This window comes from Micromonospora sp. C31 (genome assembly GCF_018070575.1).
In the GTDB taxonomy this organism is placed as follows: Bacteria; Actinomycetota; Actinomycetes; order Mycobacteriales; family Micromonosporaceae; genus Micromonospora.
In genome coordinates, this window is the sequence record NZ_JAGPXN010000001.1 from 550,878 (window position 1) to 567,561 (window position 16,684).

The 16,684-nt window shown below is 73.9% G+C and carries 15 protein-coding genes; 5 read left to right on the forward strand and 10 right to left on the reverse strand.

Features of this window, described 5'->3' with window-relative positions; genetic code table 11:
• Nucleotides 1–20: 20 nt before the first annotated feature.
• The 4 genes from KBX06_RS02485 to KBX06_RS02500 all read right to left on the reverse strand — a co-directional run bounded on the left by KBX06_RS02485 (nucleotide 21) and on the right by KBX06_RS02500 (nucleotide 4,638).
• Nucleotides 21–644 carry an ATP/GTP-binding protein gene (locus KBX06_RS02485; protein ID WP_088998389.1) on the reverse strand — a complete coding sequence of 208 codons (624 nt, stop codon included), beginning with the start codon at nucleotides 642–644 and terminating at the stop codon, nucleotides 21–23.
• On the reverse strand, nucleotides 625–990 hold the full coding sequence (locus KBX06_RS02490; RefSeq protein WP_091627805.1) for a DUF742 domain-containing protein: 366 nt from the start codon (nucleotides 988–990) through the stop codon (nucleotides 625–627). The genes KBX06_RS02485 and KBX06_RS02490 overlap by 20 nt, the downstream gene beginning before the upstream one ends.
• A gap of 88 nt (nucleotides 991–1,078) precedes the next feature.
• A complete protein-coding gene (locus KBX06_RS02495; protein WP_067359650.1) occupies nucleotides 1,079–1,486 on the reverse strand; it encodes a roadblock/LC7 domain-containing protein in 408 nt (135 codons plus the stop codon).
• Nucleotides 1,483–4,638, reverse strand: a complete 3,156-nt coding sequence (locus tag KBX06_RS02500) for a sensor histidine kinase (protein WP_210832515.1) — start codon at nucleotides 4,636–4,638, stop codon at nucleotides 1,483–1,485. The genes KBX06_RS02495 and KBX06_RS02500 overlap by 4 nt, the downstream gene beginning before the upstream one ends.
• 445 nt (nucleotides 4,639–5,083) lie before the next feature.
• On the opposite strand from KBX06_RS02500, the gene KBX06_RS02505 reads away from it, so the two are divergent.
• A complete protein-coding gene (locus KBX06_RS02505; protein WP_210832516.1) occupies nucleotides 5,084–6,265 on the forward strand; it encodes an ABC transporter substrate-binding protein in 1,182 nt (393 codons plus the stop codon).
• Nucleotides 6,266–6,322: 57 nt separating this feature from the next.
• Here KBX06_RS02505 and KBX06_RS02510 read toward each other — a convergent pair whose 3' ends face one another.
• Both KBX06_RS02510 and KBX06_RS02515 read right to left on the reverse strand, forming a co-directional pair.
• On the reverse strand, nucleotides 6,323–7,180 hold the full coding sequence (locus KBX06_RS02510; protein ID WP_210832517.1) for an ABC transporter permease: 858 nt from the start codon (nucleotides 7,178–7,180) through the stop codon (nucleotides 6,323–6,325).
• A 97-nt stretch (nucleotides 7,181–7,277) separates the two neighbouring features.
• On the reverse strand, nucleotides 7,278–8,309 hold the full coding sequence (locus tag KBX06_RS02515) for an ABC transporter substrate-binding protein (protein ID WP_210832518.1): 1,032 nt from the start codon (nucleotides 8,307–8,309) through the stop codon (nucleotides 7,278–7,280).
• Nucleotides 8,310–8,572: 263 nt separating this feature from the next.
• Between KBX06_RS02515 and KBX06_RS02520 the strand changes: the two genes are divergently transcribed.
• From KBX06_RS02520 to KBX06_RS02535, 4 genes are all read left to right on the forward strand, one after another.
• On the forward strand, nucleotides 8,573–9,358 hold the full coding sequence (locus KBX06_RS02520) for an ABC transporter ATP-binding protein (RefSeq protein WP_210832519.1): 786 nt from the start codon (nucleotides 8,573–8,575) through the stop codon (nucleotides 9,356–9,358).
• 2 nt (nucleotides 9,359–9,360) lie between these two features.
• Complete coding sequence (locus KBX06_RS02525; protein WP_210832940.1) at nucleotides 9,361–10,311, forward strand: LLM class F420-dependent oxidoreductase; 951 nt, start codon at nucleotides 9,361–9,363, stop codon at nucleotides 10,309–10,311.
• Nucleotides 10,308–10,610 carry a cupin gene (locus tag KBX06_RS02530; protein ID WP_210832520.1) on the forward strand — a complete coding sequence of 101 codons (303 nt, stop codon included), beginning with the start codon at nucleotides 10,308–10,310 and terminating at the stop codon, nucleotides 10,608–10,610. The genes KBX06_RS02525 and KBX06_RS02530 overlap by 4 nt, the downstream gene beginning before the upstream one ends.
• A 75-nt stretch (nucleotides 10,611–10,685) precedes the next feature.
• Nucleotides 10,686–12,791, forward strand: coding sequence for a hypothetical protein (locus tag KBX06_RS02535; RefSeq protein WP_210832521.1), 2,106 nt, complete (start codon nucleotides 10,686–10,688; stop codon nucleotides 12,789–12,791).
• Nucleotides 12,792–12,846: 55 nt separating this feature from the next.
• On the opposite strand, the gene thiC is transcribed toward KBX06_RS02535, so the two are convergent.
• The 4 genes from thiC to KBX06_RS02555 are packed head-to-tail and all read right to left on the reverse strand — an operon-like array spanning nucleotide 12,847 to nucleotide 16,683.
• A complete protein-coding gene (gene thiC / locus KBX06_RS02540; protein WP_210832522.1) occupies nucleotides 12,847–14,439 on the reverse strand; it encodes a phosphomethylpyrimidine synthase ThiC in 1,593 nt (530 codons plus the stop codon).
• A 17-nt stretch (nucleotides 14,440–14,456) separates the two neighbouring features.
• Entirely contained in the window at nucleotides 14,457–15,245 is a 789-nt protein-coding gene (gene thiD / locus KBX06_RS02545; protein WP_210832523.1) for a bifunctional hydroxymethylpyrimidine kinase/phosphomethylpyrimidine kinase, read from the reverse strand.
• Nucleotides 15,242–15,916 (reverse strand): thiamine phosphate synthase, encoded by a 675-nt coding sequence (locus KBX06_RS02550; RefSeq protein WP_210832524.1) that lies wholly within the window; start codon nucleotides 15,914–15,916, stop codon nucleotides 15,242–15,244. Before KBX06_RS02550 ends, thiD begins: the two co-directional genes overlap by 4 nt.
• Nucleotides 15,913–16,683 carry a thiazole synthase gene (locus KBX06_RS02555; RefSeq protein WP_210832525.1) on the reverse strand — a complete coding sequence of 257 codons (771 nt, stop codon included), beginning with the start codon at nucleotides 16,681–16,683 and terminating at the stop codon, nucleotides 15,913–15,915. The genes KBX06_RS02550 and KBX06_RS02555 overlap by 4 nt, the downstream gene beginning before the upstream one ends.
• Nucleotide 16,684 lies beyond the last annotated feature (1 nt).

Sequence of the window (16,684 nt, forward strand, 5' to 3'; positions counted from 1 at the left end):
GGAGGCGGTGGCCGTCCCGGTCAGCCGACCGGCGCCGGGTAGCCCCGGCCGTGCTCGGCCTCGAGGCGGAGCATGGCGTGCTCCACGACGGTCACCAGCACCTGCTTGACCGCGTCCCGGTGCCGGGCGTCGGTCAGCACCAGCGGCACGTCCGGCGAGATGGCCAGCGCCTCGCGGACCTCCTCCAGCTCGTACTGCGGCGCACCGTCGAAACGGTTCAACGCCACCACGTACGGCAGCCGGCGGTTCTCGAAGTAGTCCAGCGGCGCGAAGGCGTCGGTGATCCGGCGGGTGTCCACCAGCACGGCGGCCCCCACCGCGCCCTTGATGATCTCGTCCCACATGAACCAGAACCGGGTCTGGCCCGGCGTGCCGAAGAGGTACAGGATCAGGTCCTCGGCCATGGTGATCCGGCCGAAGTCCATGGCGACCGTGGTGGTCTGCTTCCCCGGCACCTTGGACGGGTCGTCGATGCCGACGCCGGCCGCGGTCATCACCGCCTCGGTTCTCAGCGGGGTGATCTCCGAGATCGCGCCGACCAGCGTCGTCTTGCCCACGCCGAAGCCGCCCGCGACCACGATCTTCGCGGAGATGATTCCCCGGTTTCGGCGGGCCCCGGCGGGGTCATAGCCTGCGAAGTCCACTTAGCACCCTTCCAAGGATTTCCATCCGCTCCTCGAACCCCTCGGCGGGAGCGGCAGTGTGTAGCGTCAGCAGGCTCTCGGCCACCATGTCGGCGACCAGCACCCGGGTGACGCCCAGCGGCATCCGGGTGTACGCGGAGATCTCGGCCAGGGACTGCGCCCGGCCCTCGCAGACGGTGGCGATGCGGTGCTTGTCGTGTCCCGCGAAGCGAGCCTCCGCGGCCTGGGTCGGGCTGGCCGTCAGGACCGCCTCCAGGGCGATGTCCATCCGGGCCTCGGTCCGGCCGCGGGTGACCGCGTACGGCCGTACCAGCGCACCACGCGGGTCCACGCGCCGTTGGTCCATCGACGATCACCTCCTCTCCCGGCCGGGCCCCTGGTCGGGCACCGGATCCTCTCGTTCCTGCCGACGCGCGGCCCGCACGTCGCGATCCCTAGGACCGAACCGCGTCCCGGGGCAGCGGCACCAGCGCCGCACCGACCCGCTCGACCAGCAGCGCCATCTCGTAGCCCACCTGACCGACGTCGCAGCTGCGGGCCGCCAGCACGGCCATCGACGAGCCGTCACTGATCGACATGAGGAACAGGTAGCCGCTGTCCATCTCGATGACCGTCTGGAGCACGCCGCCGGCGCTGAACATCCGGGCGGCGCCCTCGGTCAGGCTGACGACGCCCGAGGTGATCGCGGCGAGCTGGTCCGCCCGGTCCGCGGGCAGGTCCCGCGAGGAGGCGAGCAGCAGCCCGTCGGCGGACACCGCCACCACGTGGGCGATTCCCGCCACGCTGTCGGCGAAGTTGGTGAGCAACCAACTCATGTCCTGCATGGCCGCTGGCCTGTTCATCGACTCGTCTCCTTGGTCGAGGTGCTGTTCTGGTCCGTCCCGGCCGCCCGGCCGCGCTGCACGCCGCGGTGGTAGGCCGACAACAGGCCCCGAACTTCGTCCGGGGTACGCCGGCTGCGGTCGCGGCCGCCCCGGGGCTCGATCCCGCCGGGCACGAGCTGTGCCTGCGGCTGCCGCTTGGGCAGCCCCGAGCGGGTGGTGCCGGTGGTGGCGGGGGCCGCCGCCCGGCTGGCCCGGGACCAGCCCTCGTCTGCCGCCGTCCGCCAGGCGTCCGCGTCGCTCGCGGGCGCCGCCGGGGTCGGGTCCGCGGGGGGCGCCGCAGGGGGCGCCGCGGGAGGTGTGTCCGGCGTGGTGGGCCGCGCCGCGGCCGGCGGGGTGTACGCCGGCGGTGCCGGCTGCGCGGCCGGCGGGGCGGTGTCGGTGTTGCCCGGCGTCCGGGTGGGCAGCCGGGGCGCGCGGGGCTGCGCGGGTGCCGGCTGGGCGGCGGCCGGCTGGGCGGGTGCCGGCTGGGCGGCGGCCGGTGCTCCGGCGCTCGGCGCCCCGGCGGCCCGCTGCGCCGCGGCCGACTGGCTGAAGTCCGGGCGGGTGAAGATGGCCGTGGCGTCGTTACCGTGCGACCGGAACCACACCGCCTCCATCTCCCGGAAGATCGGCGCCTCGGCCGGCAGCTCGGGGCGCGGGGTGATCGGCGCGGCGGGGGCGGGCGGGGCCGTGGCTGCCAGGTTGGCCCCGAGGTTGCGGCCGGTGCCCAGGTCCGAGCCCGCCAGCCCGGTGGCGGGCGGCGAGCCGGCGATCGGGCCGACCGGCAGACCAGGCGCACCCGGAGCCGGGGCGTCCACGCCGGGGACGCGCTTGGGCAGCGCGTCGACCGTGGGGTACGCGACGGTCGGCGTACCGACCGAGGCGCCGCCGCCGGCGAAGGCCGGCCGGGCCGGGGGCGCCGGCGGGGCGGTCGGCTGCGGTGCCGGGGCGCCCCCGGCCTGCACCGGGGCCGTGGTGTCCCGCGCCTGCTCCGGGGCCTGCCACGGCGCGGGGGCGGAGCGCCACTGGTCGGGCAGGGTGGCCGAGGCGGTACGCCCGCCGCCGACGGCCGGCTCGCCGAGGCCGGCCGGGGTGAGCGGGTTCTGCTCGACCGCGAGCGGCTGCCGGGGCCGGGTGATCTGCGGGTCCCGGCTGTGCACGGGCGGCAGCACGACCGTCGCGGCGGGCAGCGTCACCTGGGCGACGGTGCCGCCCTCGACGTTGCGCCTCAGCTCCACCCGGATGCCGTAGCGGGACGCCAGCCGGCTGACCACGGCCAGACCCATCAGCCGGAACGCCGCGACGTCGACGCTCGGCGGGGCGGCCAGCCGCCGGTTGAGCGAGTCGAGCTGGTCGTCGGTCAGGCCGAGGCCCCGGTCCTCGACCTGGATCAGGACGTAGTCGCGGATCCGCCGGCCGTCGGCGACCACGGTGGTGGTCGGCGGCGAGAAGCGGGTGGCGTTGTCGAGCAGTTCGGCGACGAGCCGGACCACGTCGTTGACCGCGTGCGCGGCGACCGAGATGTCGGTGTCGACGGTGCCGAACTCGATGCGGTTGTAGAGCTCCACCTCGGACTGCGCGGCCCGCAGCACGTCCACCAGCAGGGCGTCGTCGCGGCGCGGCACGGCGGAGTCGGCGCCGGCCAGGACGAGCAGGTTCTCGTCGTTGCGGCGCATCCGGGTGGCCAGGTGGTCCAGCTCGAAGAGCTGCGCGAGCCGCTTCGGGTCCTCCTCGCCGCGCTCGATCGCGTCGAGTTCGCCGATCATGCGGTCGACCAGGGTCTGACTGCGCCGGGCGAGGTTGAGGAACATCGCCGAGACGCTGGTACGCAGCGCGGCCTGCTCGGCCGCCACCCGGACCGCCTCGCGGTGCACGACGTTGAAGGCGAGCGCCACCTGGCCCACCTCGTCGCGGTTGTTGAGCTTGATCGGGTCCCGTACCTGCCGGACGATCTCCTCGACACCGCCGTCGCCGACGTTGCCGACGTTCTGCAGCCGCTTGACCGCGTCCGGCAGGTCGTGGTTCGCCACCGAGAGGGCGCCCTCGCGCAGCCGACGCAGCGAGTGGTTGAGCGAGCGGGCCAGCACCACGGCGAGGGTCACCGCGATGATGAGGGTGAGCAGCACCAGTGCCGTCTCGATGACGGCCTGCCGGATGACGTCCGACCGGGCCTGGTCGGCCTGGCTGAGCAGCCGGTCCTGGAGCCGGATCTCGGCCCACCGCATCAGGTCGTTGACGGCGCCGATGGCGGCGGTGGCGTCCTGCGCGGTCACCAGCGAGGTCTGCCCGACCGAGCGGGTGATGTCGGCGGCCACCCGGTCGGCGAGGGTGACCGCGTCGCCCGAGACCGTGCTGTCGACCAGGGCCCGCTGGGTCGGGTCGGCGGCCAGGGAGAAGGCACCCAGCGCCTCCTGCTGGCTGGTCAGCGTGGCCACGAAGGAGGAGAACTGCTCGGCGTCGAGCCGGCCGGCGGCGAGCGCGGTGAAGGCGACCGACTGTTCCTCGGCGACGGCCGCCTTGGCGCGGGCGAACGCGGCGACCGCGCGCCGGGCATCCGCGAGCCGCTCGTCACCGGGCAGCTGGGCGAGCCCGTCGCCGTACGCGACGAGGTCGGTGATGATGACGCCGTAGCGCAGCGCCGCCTCGGCGACCGCCATCTGCTGGCGGTCCAGCACCTCCTGCCGGGTGGCGGCGAGCGTCTCCAGGTGCTCGTCGATGGTCGCCAGCCGCTCCCGTACGGCGGCCGGCAGGTCGTCGATCCGGCCGCGCTCCGCCCGGTACGCCTCGACCCGCGCGTCGGTGCTGCGCACCCGCAGGTTGTAGGCGTCGGCCTTCTGCTGCGGCGTCGCCAGGAAGGCGGCGGCGGCCATCCGCTCGGCGTGCAGGTCCTGCGTCAGGGCGGAGACGTCGACGGAGAGCGCGGTCAGTGCCCGGGCCTGGTTGGCGTCGAAGGTGTTCTCGCCGACGGCGACGAGTCGGACGGTCGCCAGCGCGAGCACCGCGGCGACCGGCACGACCAGGATCAGCGCGAGCTTGGAGCGGATCCGCACGTCGCGCAGCCGGGGCAGCCGGCGCCGCTTCGGCTCCTCGGTGTCGCCACTCGCGGGCAGGGTCGTCGGTCCGGTGCTCACGACATCGCCTCCGTCGTTTCTTCCACGCCTGCCCCGCCGACTCGCGCCCGGTGCAGCGGACTGCGCCACACGCGGCACGGCCGCGATTTCATCAGAAGTGATCCTCTTTGGGAAGTCGCGGCGGGGTAGGAAACGGTCGGAGGGCACGCATCCCGTGATCCGGTCAACTAATACCTTCATTTCTCCATGCCCGTGAACAGGGCATGTAACTCCAGAGTGGTCATCCGTGTCGTATTAGTAAGCGTTTGCAAACTTCCCGTTGCGCCACCATGTGGGATGCGCGTCCCGAAACGCTTCCGACGCTCCGCTTGACCGCAGGGCCCGGCGTTGGCAAGGTTTTGCAGGCTTCGCGCACACCGTACGGCAGACCGATCCCGTTCCTCCACTGAGGACGGACAACCCGGCGGTGACCGGGCACCGCCCGGGCCGCATCTGGAGGACTGAGTTGAGCCCCATCCGCTCCGCGACCGCCGCGGCGCTCGCATCGGCCGTGCTGGCCACCACGCTCACCGGCTGCCAGTTCGGGGCGGACGAGCAGGACACCAGTCCCATCGTCATCGCCGCGGACCTCGAACTCTCCGGCGCGGCGGCGCCCGTCGGCAAGGCGTACCAGCGGGCGCTGGAACTGAAGGTCGAGCAGCTGAACTCCTCCGGGGCGCTGAACGGCCGCGAGGTCAAGCTGCGGGTGAAGGACAACCGGTCGGACGCGAGCGAGTCGCTGCGCAACATCGGTGACTTCAGCGCTGATTCCCAAGTCAGCGCCATCATCATGGGCGGCTGCAACGAATGCGCCGTCGGTGCCGTACGCACCATCAACGAGAAGCGAATTCCCACCATTGCGCTCGCCTCGTCCAGCGCCGTCTCCTCGCCGGTCGCCGAACGGCGGTACGTGTTCAAGCTCTCCCCGAACGCGGCCGACAGCGCCGCCGCCCTCGCCAACGAGATGCGGCGCAAGGGCGTACGCAAGGCGGGCGTGCTGCACAGCGACGACGCCTACGGCCGTGAGGGGTTGACCGCGCTGCGCGCCGAGTTCGCGAAGTCCGGCGTCAAGCTGCTGCGCGAGGAGGCCGTACGCACCACCGACACCGAGGTCGGTCAGCAGGTCAAGGACCTGGTGGCGAAGAAGCCGGACGCCCTGGTCGTCTGGACCCCGGCGGAGCAGGCGACGCTGGCCGCCACCGCCGCCCAGCAGGCCAAGTTCGAGGGTGACCTCTTCTTCGACGCGGCGGCGGCCGGCGACCTCTTCCTCGGCGCCGCGTCCCGGGCGACCGAACGCACCACGCTGGTGTTCACCCAGACCATGGTGATCGACGACGTGATCGCCACCACCCCGGCCAAGGCGGCCCGCCGGCAGTGGTTCCAGGACTACACCGCCCGCTTCGGCGGCTACAACGGCTCCTCCTCGTTCGCCGCCGACGCGGTGCAGCTCCTCGCCGACGCCGAACTGCGCTCGGGCGGCGAGCCCGGCGAGGTGAACCGCGACGGCATCCGGGACGTGCTGGAGACGACGCAGCTGGACGGTCTCTCCGGGCCGATCCGGATGACGCCGGACAACCACTCCGGCCTGATGCCGCAGGCCCTCACCACCCTGGTGGCGCGCAACGGGCGCTGGCGCCTCGCGAGCTGACCGGCTGGTGTGGCCCGCCGCGTCCCGGCGGGCCACACCGTCGAGTCCTCCGGCGGGTCAGCGGGCCGACGTGGTGGCGCGGACCCAGGGTAGGGCGAGGCGCTCGACCAGGGACAGTGCGCTGTACAGCAGGATGCTCATCAGCGCGATCAGCAGGATCGCCGCCCAGGCGGTCGCGGTGTCCCCGATGCCGTTGTACTGGAGGATCTGGTAGCCCAGCCCCGGCTTGTCCGAGTAGAACTCGCCGATCACGGCGCCGATCGCGGCCAGCGGCATCGCCACCTTGAGCCCGACGAAGATCTGTGGCAGCGCGGCGGGGAAGCGCACCTTGCGGAACGCCTGCCACCACGAGGCGTTCAGCGACCGGGCCAGCTCGGCCAGGTCGTTGGGGGTGGTGGTGAGGCCGGTCGCGGTCGAGAGCACGATCGGGAAGAAGCAGAGCAGGAACACCATGGTCAGGATCGGCTTCGTACCCCAGCCGACCGAGACCACCAGCAGCGGGCCCAGGGCGATCTTCGGCACCGCGTTGACCGCCACCAGCAGCGGCGCGAACATCCGCTCGACGCGCCGGGACCCGGCCAGGGCCATCCCGATCAGCACCCCGGCCACCGCCGACAGCAGGAAGCCGACCACCGTCATCGTGGTGGTCACCCCCAGCGCCGGCATCAGCACGTCGGCCCCCGCGACCAGCGCCTCCCACACCGCCTGCGGCGGCGGCAGCGACACCGGGTGCACCAGTTCCAGGCCAGTCGTGACCAGCCACCAGGCGGCCAGCGTGATCACGGCGCCGAGCAGCGGCAGCCCGACGGCCGCCGGGCTCACGCCGGACCGGCGCGGCGGTGCGGGCCGGGGTGTGCCGGCGCCCGCGGACTCCTGCCCGGGGTGGGCGGAGCGGGCAGCGGTCGTCTCCGTCACGGGTTCTCCTCTCCTGCCGGCCGGGCCGGCACGCGACGGGGGTGCGGCCCCGGGTCGCCCCGGTGGACCGCACCCCCGTGCCGCGATGCGGCGTCCGTCAGGCCTTCGGCGCGAGGCTGAAGTCGATGATCTGGTCGGGGGTGATGTTCTGCTTGAGCGCGCCGGCGCCCTGCAGGATCGCGATGCTCTTGGCGACCCGGCCGCTGTCCAGGGTGCCGAGCTGGGTGCCGGAGTTGCTGGAGCGCACGTAGCCGGCCATGAGCTGGAGCTCGGCGGCGGCCGCGGCGGGATTCGCGGCGTCGACGTTCTTCTTCAGCAGCTCACCCGCCTCCTGCGGGTTGGTCAGCGCGTACTCCAGGCCCTTCATCAGGGCCGCGGTGAACCGCTTGACCATCTCCGGCTTCTCCTTGGCGATCTTGGAGGAGGTGATCAGCACGTTGCCGTAGAGGTCCTGCATCACGTTGCTGTAGGGCAGCATGACGGCCTTCTGCTTGGTCACCGCCTCGATGGTGGGCTGACCGACGACGAACTGGCCGATGCCGTCCACCGTGCCGGAGCCCAGCATGCCCATCAGGTCCTGTGCCTGACCGGGCACCCATTGCACCTTGCTGGCGTCCACGCCGGCCAGCCGGGCGTACGTCGGGAAGAGGTTGCGCACGACGGAGCCCTGGGTGTCGGCGAGCTTCTTGCCCTCCAGGTCCTTCGGCGACGCGATGCCCTTGCCCTCGACGGTGGCGATGGCGGCCATGGTGCGCTGCTGGATCGCCGCGACCGCGACGAAGTCCTTGGCCTGGCCGCCGCCGAACTGGAGCAGACCGCCGGTGAGGTCGATCGGGCCGAACTGGGCCTGGCCGCCGACGACCTGCTGGATCACCGCATTGGTGCCCTGGCCCGGCTTGATGTCGACGTCGAACCCGGCTTCCTTGAAGAAGCCCTTCTCCTTCGCGACCCAGGCGTAGGAGTCACGGCCGAAGTTGCCGAACGAGGTGAGGTATGTCACCTTTTCCAACGCCGTGCCGTTGCCGCCCTTGGCGTCGGCGCCGGAGTCCGAGTCGCCGCTGCACCCGGAGACCAGGGCGAGGGCGGTGGCCAGCGCAGCGGCAGCGACCGTACGGGTCAGCCTTCTCATCAGTGCACCATGTCCTTTCCGACCGGAGCGGCGCGCCGCCGCCGGAGGGGTTGTCTGGCGTACCGGCTGAGGGGTTGAGCCGGCACACCGTCGTGAGGGGACTCTTAGCGGGCACAGCGTACGAGAAACCGACCGGCACAATGCCATGCGTATGGGTTTCGTTACGGAAAAATCCTGGCTTCCACCCCGGACGACCGGCCGTCCACGCGGGCCGGTTACCCTGGGCCGCGACTGCTGATCGCCGACTCAGGGGGCCGCCGGAGATGATCGAGCTTTCCGGGGTGTCCCGCACCTTCGACGGCCGCGGCGGTCGCGTCGAGGCGTTGCGCGGCATCGATCTCGACGTGGCGGCGGGCGAGTTCGTCGCCGTACTCGGCCGCTCCGGTTGCGGCAAGTCCACACTGCTGCGCCTGATCGCCGGCCTGCTCCCGGTCAGCGAGGGCAGGATCACCGTGGCCGGTACGCCGATCACCAGGCCGCGCCCGGACATCGCGATGCTCTTCCAGCGGCCAGCCCTGCTGCCCTGGCGCACCGTCCTGGACAACGTCCTGCTCCCGGTGGAGATGTTCGGCTGGAAGCGGGCCAAGCACCGCGACCGGGCCCGGGAGCTGCTCGACCTCGCCGGGCTGGGCGGCTTCGAGAAGCGGCTGCCGCACGAACTCTCCGGCGGCATGCAGCAGCGGGTGTCGCTGTGCCGGTCGCTGATCGGCGAGCCCCGGGTGATGCTGATGGACGAGCCGTTCTCCGCGCTCGACGCGCTCACCCGCGAGGAACTCTCCGGCGAGCTGCAACGCGTGCACATGTCGTCCGGGGCCACCGTCGTCTTCGTCACCCACTCGATCGACGAGGCGGTGCTGCTGGCCGACCGGGTGGTCGTGCTCAGCCCCCGCCCCGGCCGGATCCGCAAGGTGGTCGACGTGGACATCCCGCGACCACGCACCCTGGGCCGCAACGCGCACCTGGCGGACGTCGCCCGGGTCAGCGCCGACCTGCACGAACTCCTGATGGAGCGGGACCTGCCGGCGACAGCCGGCGCGGAGGGACGATGAGCATGCGGGTCACGGTCTTCACCGAGCCGCACCGGGGCGCCAGCTACGACGACCAGCTCCGCTTCGCCCGGCTGGCCGAGGACGGCGGCTTCGAGGGCTTCCTGCGCGCCGACCACTACCAGGCGATGGGCGACGAGCCCGCCCTGCCCGGCCCGACCGACGCCTGGCTGACGCTGGCCGCGCTGGCCCGCGAGACCAGCCGGATCCGGCTCGGCACCCTGGTCACCTCCGCCACCTTCCGGCTGCCCGGCCCGCTGGCCGTGATGGTGGCCCAGGTGGACCAGATGAGCGGCGGCCGGGTCGAACTCGGCATCGGCGCCGGCTGGTACGAGCGGGAGCACACCTCCTACGGCATCCCGTTCCCGGGCGTCGGCGAACGCTTCGACCGGCTGGCCGAGCAACTCGAGGTCGTCACCGGGCTGTGGCGGACGCCGCCGGGCGAGACGTACAGCTTCACCGGCCAGCACTACCGGCTGGTGGACGCCCCCGCGCTGCCGAAGCCGGTGCAGGTGCCCGGCCCGCCGATCATCGTCGGCGGTCGCGGCCCGAAGCGCACCCCCGAACTCGCCGCCCGGTACGCCGACGAGTTCAACATGCCGTTCAAGAGCGTCGCGGAGACCGCCGCCGCGTACGAGCGGGTGCGGGAGGCGAGTGACCGGGCCGGCCGGGCCGAGTCGGGACGCGCCCCGCTCACCCTCTCCGCCGGGATCGTGGTGGCGATCGGCCGCACCGACGCCGAGGCACAGCGCCGCGCCGCCCCGCTGCACGTCAAGAGCGCGCTGCCGCCGGAGGACCCGGTGGTGGGCTCGCCCGCGCAGCTCGTCGACCGCATCGGCGAATTTGCCGCTGTCGGCGCCACCCGGGTGCACCTGCGGCTGATCGACCTCGCCGACCTCGACCACCTGGAGCTCATCGCCGCCGAGGTGCTCCCCGGACTGGACGGAACCCGATGACCGACACCCACCCCGAACTCGGCCCGGTGGGCCAGGAGATCGTCTACGAGAACGACCGGGTCCGGGTCTGGCACATCCGCCTGGAGCCGGGCGAGCGGCAGCCGCTGCACCGGCACGACCACCCGTACCTGGTGGTGGCGGTCCAGGGGGCGAAGAACGTCGTGCAGACGATCGACGGCACCCTCATCGACGCCGACGAGCCCACCGGCGGGGTCGTCTACCGGGATCCGGGTGCCGTGCACATGCTGACCAACGTGGGCGACACGACGTACCTGGCCCGGCTGGTCGAACTGAAGTAACCGCTGGCCGGCGGGTCGCCCCCGCTCGCGGCGCGCCGGTGGCGGCCCGGTCAACAGGTGCGTAACGTGCCGGACATGGCCTTTCGGACCTGGGGCAGACCCCTGCTCACCGCGCTCGGGGTGAGCCTGCTGGCCGGGGCCGGTCAGCTCGGCATCGCCTTCGGCTTCGGCATCGTACGGCTCACCGGCACCTTCACCGGCGCCACCGTCAACCAGTGGCCGGCCCAACTCGTCTGGGCGGGCTGGTTCGCCGCGAACGCCGCCGTGGTGGGCGCGGTGCTCACCGAGCGCCTGGCCCGCCGGGACGGCGGGCTGGCCGGCAACGGGCGCCTGCTCGCCGTCGCCGGCGCCGCCGCGCTGGGCGCCACCGTCGTCGCGCCGCTCTGCATGCAGCCCGCGAGGGCGGCCGAACTCTTCTCGGTGGATCCCGTCTGGGCCGTCGGCATCTGCGCCGTCCTCGGTGCGTTGGCCGGAGCGGGCGCCGCCCTCGCCGTACTGCTCCAGCCGCCGGTGGGATGGAACATGGCGGCGGTCGCGGGCGCGATCTGGCTGCTGGCCCTGGTCTCGGTCGCGCCGTCGCTGGTCTCGACCGGGCCGCTGGAAACCGTACGGCTGGGGGTGCTGGAGCCGGCGTCGCTCGACACCGGCGCCGCGCAGCGGCTGGCCCTGGTCGTCCTGCCGCTGCTGGCGCTGCTGGCCGGCACGGCGACCGGCGGGCTGGCCCGGTGGCGCGGCCACCCGCCGCTGGTCAGCGGCGCGACGGGGGTGGCCGGCCCGGTGCTGGTCGCGTTCGCCTACCTGGCTGCCGGTCCGGGCGACACCGCCGACCGCTACCAGCTCACGCCGTACTACGCGGCGTTGCTCGCGGTGGCCGCCGGCGCCCTCGGGTCGGCCGCCGCCGCGCTGCTGCGCTGGCCGCTCGTCGCGCGCACCGCCCCCACCGGCGCCATCGAGCCGACCGACATCCTTCGTCCGCTGCCCACCGGTCCGGCCCTGCCGCAGGCCCCGGCGGCCACCGGCGACGACGAGCCGGAGACGGCCGACCTGTCCGGCGCCGCCCTGGTCGTCGCCGACGCAACCGGCGGCACGGGCCCCGGCGCGGTCACCGCCGCCGGCGACGGTGCGGCACCCCGGGTCGTCCCCGCGCACTGGGACTGGCCCGCCGGCGGAGGCACCGTTCCGGCTCCCCCCGCCGACGCCCGGGCGGACGCCGACCGGCAGTCCTCGACCGGTTCGCCGGCCGAGGCCCCGTCCGCAGCCGAGCGCCCGGTCGAACCGGAGCCCGCCCGCCCGCGGGACGGCGCCGCCGGCCAGACCTCGACGGCCCCGACCACCTCGGCCACCGCCGAGCCGTCACCGGCTGCCGAGGCGGCACCGGCCGGGCAGCCGGCCGAAGTGGACGACGAGCAGCCGGCCGTCCCCAGCGCGCCCAAGCCCCGCCGCACCCGCAAGCCCCGGTCGCCGCGCAAGGTCGCCGCCGCGGTGGCACCCGAGGGTGCGGACCCGACGCCCCTGACCGCGGACCAGACACCCGTCGCCGCGGACCCGACACCCGTCGCCGCGGACCCGACACCCGTGTCGGGGGCGACCGCGCCGGCTCCGCAGGCCGAACCGGACCCGCCCGTCGCTGCGACCGATCTCTTCGGCACGACCGCTGCCCGAACCGGCACGACCGCCGCGAACAGCACCACGCCGACGCCCGCACCGGCGTGGCCGGCCCCGCCCCGCACCCAGGCCGGTGCCGCCGAGGCGGCACAGCCCGGCACGGATCCCGGATCCGAGCCGACGCTCCGGCCCCGCCACCGCGCCCCCATGCCCGACCTGACCCGCGCCGCGAACTGGGAGGCGCTCGCCACCGCACGGCGGGGAGGTCCGGTCCCGGCCGCCGCGCCGGAGAACGGCACCCCCGCCACCGGGGTGCAGGCAGCGCCCGGATCCACGTCGCCGGCCGGGGACGAGCAGCCCACCGGGCGGGGCCGGGGCCCGTTGGGCCTGTTCCGCCGCAACCGGTCCCGGGTCGAGGACGCCCCGACCGACCGGGAGTCCGAGCCGCTGCCGGCGCAGGACGAGGAGTACGTGGACTGGGTCACCGGACTCAGCAGGCCGGTCGCCGACAACGAGCCCGAGCAGGACAGCGGCCGGCGGTCGTTGCGCTCCACCGGCCGCCACCACCGCGACTGACCCCGACGACGCCCGTCCCGCCCCGGACGCCGGGAGCGGGACGGGCGTCTCCGCTTCAGGCCAGCGGCAGGTAGACCCGGCCGCCCGAGGAGAGGAACTCCTCCGACTTGTCCTGCATGCCGCGTGCCGCGTACTCCTTCAGCTCCTGGGTGATCTTCATGGAGCAGAACTTCGGGCCGCACATCGAGCAGAAGTGGGCGGTCTTCGCCGGCTCCGCCGGCAGCGTCGCGTCGTGGTACGACCGCGCGGTCTCCGGGTCCAGCGAGAGGTTGAACTGATCGGACCAGCGGAACTCGAACCGCGCCTTGGACAGCGCGTCGTCCCACGCCTGCGCCCCGGGGTGCCCCTTGGCCAGGTCGGCCGCGTGCGCCGCGATCTTGTACGCGATCACGCCCGCCTTCACGTCGTCGCGGTCCGGCAGCCCCAGGTGCTCCTTCGGGGTCACGTAGCAGAGCATGGCGGTGCCGAACATGCCGATCATCGCGGCGCCGATCGCCGACGTGATGTGGTCGTACGCGGGGGCGATGTCCGTGGTCAGCGGGCCGAGGGTGTAGAACGGGGCCTCGTGGCACCACTCCTGCTGGAGGTCCACGTTCTCCTTGATCTTGTGCATCGGCACGTGGCCGGGCCCCTCGATCATCACCTGGACGTCGTGCTCCCAGGCGACCTTCGTCAGCTCGCCGAGGGTGCGCAGCTCGGCGAACTGGGCGGCGTCGTTGGCGTCGGCGATCGAGCCGGGCCGCAGCCCGTCGCCGAGCGAGAACGTCACGTCGTAGCGGGCCAGGATCTCGCACAGCTCACGGAAGTTCGTGTAGAGGAAGTTCTCCTCGTGGTGCGCCAGGCACCAGGCCGCCATGATCGAGCCGCCGCGCGAAACGATGCCGGTCACCCGGTCCACCGCCAGCGGCACGTACGGCAGCAGCACCCCGGCGTGCACCGTCATGTAGTCGACGCCCTGCTCGGCCTGCTCGATCACGGTCTCCCGGAACACCTCCCAGCTCAACTTCACCGGGTCGCCGCCGACCTTCTCCAGCGCCTGGTAGATCGGCACGGTGCCGATCGGCACCGGCGAGTTCCGCACGATCGCCTCGCGCGTCTCGTGGATCCGCCTGCCGGTCGACAGGTCCATCACCGTGTCCGCGCCCCACCGGGTCGCCCAGGTCAGCTTCTCCACCTCCTCGGCGACCGACGAGGTCACCGCCGAGGTGCCGATGTTGGCGTTCACCTTCACCAGGAACGCCTTGCCGATGATCGCCGGCTCGCACTCGGGGTGGTTGACGTTGAGCGGCAGCACGGCCCGCCCGGCGGCGATCTCGTCGCGGACGAACTCGGGCGCCATCCCCTCCCGGACGGCCACGAACTCCATCTCCGGCGTCACCACGCCGGCCCGCGCGTACGCGAGTTGGGTGGGGCGCCGCCCGTCGGCGCCGGCGAGCGGGGTGCCCGCACCCCGGACGGGGGCGACGTCGCCGCGCTCGGCGATCCACGCCCCGCGCAGCGGCGGCAGCCCGACCTCCGGGTCGGAGCCGGGTCCGGAGGTGTCGTAGAGCCGCAGCGGCGGGTTGTCGCCGCTCAGTTCCACCTCGGCGAACGGCACCCGCACGTCCGGCCGGGCCCCCTCCACGTACACCTTGCGACGTGCCTGCATGACAGCCTCCCTGGTGATCAAGCGGACCAGCCGAAGTGGTCCAGCGGGCCGCGTCCCGCGCCCAGCTCCCAGTTCCGCGCGCCGGTCAGCGCGCGGAAGACGTACTCCTTGGCGGCGGCGACCGCCGTCGGCACCGGGTCGCCGAGGGCCAGCCGCACGGCGATCGCCGCCGAGAACGAGCACCCGGTGCCGTGGTTGTGCCGGGTCTCGACCCGGGGCCCGCGCAGCAGCGTGGTGACGCCGTCGCCGTGCAGCACGTCGACCGCCTCGCCGTCGGCGTCCACGTCGCCGCCGGTCACCACCACGTGCGCAGGTCCGCCGGCCGCGAGCGCCTCGGCGGCGGCCACCATCTCCTCGACCGTGGTCACCGGGTGCCCGGTGATGGCTGCGGCCTCCGCGCAGTTCGGCGTCGCCACCTGCGCGTACGGCAGCAGCCGCTCGACGGCCGCGACCACGCCCAGCCGGTGCCCGCTGGTGGCGACCAGTACCGGGTCGACGACGAGGTGCGGCAGTCGCCCGTCCCTCGCGGCGTCGGCCACCGCGTCCGCGACCGCCGGGGTGCCGAGCATGCCCGTCTTGGCGGCGCGGACGGTGAAGTCGGCGAGCACGCTGTCGAGCTGCTCAGTGACCGTGCGCGGCGGCAGCGGCAGCACCGCGTCGACGCCCCTCGTGTTCTGCGCGGTGACCGCGGTGAGCACGCTGGTGCCGTACGCGCCGAGGGCCGCGAAGACCTTCAGGTCGGCCTGGATGCCGGCACCGGCGCCGGAGTCGGAGCCGGCGATGGTGAGCACGGTCGTCGGGGTCATCGTTCCTCTTCCGTGGTGGCGGACGGGAGCTCGGGCCGGGCCTGCGCGGTCGTGACGCTCGGGCAGCCGTGCCGGGTCCGGCTCGCCGTGTCGGCGGCTGCCGTGAGAGTGGCTGCCGCCGCCTCGGGGTCGTCGGCGCGCATGACGGTGCCCAGCACCGCCACCCCCACGGCACCAGCCCCGACGCAGGCGGCCACCTGGTCCGGGCTCCGCACTCCGCCGAGCGCCAGGACCGGCACGGGGCTGACCGCGATCAGCGCGCCGAGCCCGTCCGGGCGCAGCGGCGGGCCGTAGCCGGGCTTGGTGCTGGTCGGGTAGACGGGCGAGAGGGTGGCGTAGTCCTCCGTGGTCACGCGCGCCAGCTCCGCCCGGTCGTGGCAGGAACGGCCCACCAGGCCGAGGCGCGGCGGCGGGTACGGCCCCGCCGACGGCAGGTGCACCGCGTCCCCGCCGAGCGGGTCGGGGCCGGCGACGATCAGCGTGCCGCCCGCCTCGGCGAGGATCGCGCGCAGGTCGACGGCGAGGGCGGCGCGCTCTGCCCGGGGCAGGTCCTTCTCCCGCAGCACCACCCACCGCACTCCCCCGGCCACCGCCCCCGACACGACGTGGACCAACGGTCGCCGCGCCTGCCACCGGTCGGTCAGCAGCACGACGCCGGCCGGCCGGGTCACAGGTCCGGCCGCCCCTCGTCCGGGGTGGAGGCGAGCGCGTGGAAGCGCCGGGTGATCCGGCCCGCCCGGTACGCGAGCCGGCCCGCCTCGACCCCGTACCGCATCGCGGTGGCCATCGCCACCGGGTCGGCGGCGCGGGTGACCGCGCTGGCGAGCAGCACCGCGTCGCAGCCCAGCTCCATGGCGAGCGCGGCGTCCGAGGCGGTGCCGATGCCGGCGTCCAGGATCACCGGCACGTCGACGACCTGCCGGATCAGCCGGATGTGGTGCGGGTTCGACACGCCCAGGCCGGAGCCGATCGGCGCGCCCGCCGGCATCACCGCCGCGCAGCCGACGTCGGCCAGCCGGCGGGCCAGGACCGGATCGTCCGAGGTGTACGGCAGCACCACGAACCCGTCGGCGACGAGTTCCTCGGCGGCGCGCAGCAACTCCACCCCGTCGGGCAGCAGTGTGCGCTCGTCGCCGATCACCTCCAGCTTCACCCATGGGGTGCCGAACGCCTCCCGGGCCAGGTGCGCCACCTTGACCGCCTCGCCCGCCGTGTAGCAGCCGGCGGTGTTCGGCAGCAGCTTCACGCCGCAGCGGTCCAGCAGGTCCAGCAGCCCGCCGGCGGTGCCGGGGGCGGTGTCGACCCGGCGCAGGGCCAGGGTGACCAGTTCGGTGCCGGAGGCACGGATCGCTTCCTCCAGCACGCGCAGGTTGGCCGCGCCGCCGGTGCCGAGGATCAGCCGGGACGTGAAGCTCACGCCGCCCAGGTCGAAGCTCACC

Bases quoted from the DNA above. Each gene is read 5' to 3' on its own strand.
- KBX06_RS02490 (WP_091627805.1), bottom strand. From the start codon at position 990: ATGGACCAACGGCGCGTGGACCCGCGTGGTGCGCTGGTACGGCCGTAC.
- KBX06_RS02495 (WP_067359650.1), bottom strand. From the start codon at position 1,486: ATGAACAGGCCAGCGGCCATGCAGGACATGAGTTGGTTGCTCACCAAC.
- KBX06_RS02515 (WP_210832518.1), bottom strand. From the start codon at position 8,309: ATGAGAAGGCTGACCCGTACGGTCGCTGCCGCTGCGCTGGCCACCGCC.
- KBX06_RS02520 (WP_210832519.1), top strand. From the start codon at position 8,573: ATGATCGAGCTTTCCGGGGTGTCCCGCACCTTCGACGGCCGCGGCGGT.
- KBX06_RS02525 (WP_210832940.1), top strand. From the start codon at position 9,361: ATGCGGGTCACGGTCTTCACCGAGCCGCACCGGGGCGCCAGCTACGAC.
- KBX06_RS02530 (WP_210832520.1), top strand. From the start codon at position 10,308: ATGACCGACACCCACCCCGAACTCGGCCCGGTGGGCCAGGAGATCGTC.
- KBX06_RS02535 (WP_210832521.1), top strand. From the start codon at position 10,686: ATGGCCTTTCGGACCTGGGGCAGACCCCTGCTCACCGCGCTCGGGGTG.
- thiC (WP_210832522.1), bottom strand. From the start codon at position 14,439: ATGCAGGCACGTCGCAAGGTGTACGTGGAGGGGGCCCGGCCGGACGTG.
- thiD (WP_210832523.1), bottom strand. From the start codon at position 15,245: ATGACCCCGACGACCGTGCTCACCATCGCCGGCTCCGACTCCGGCGCC.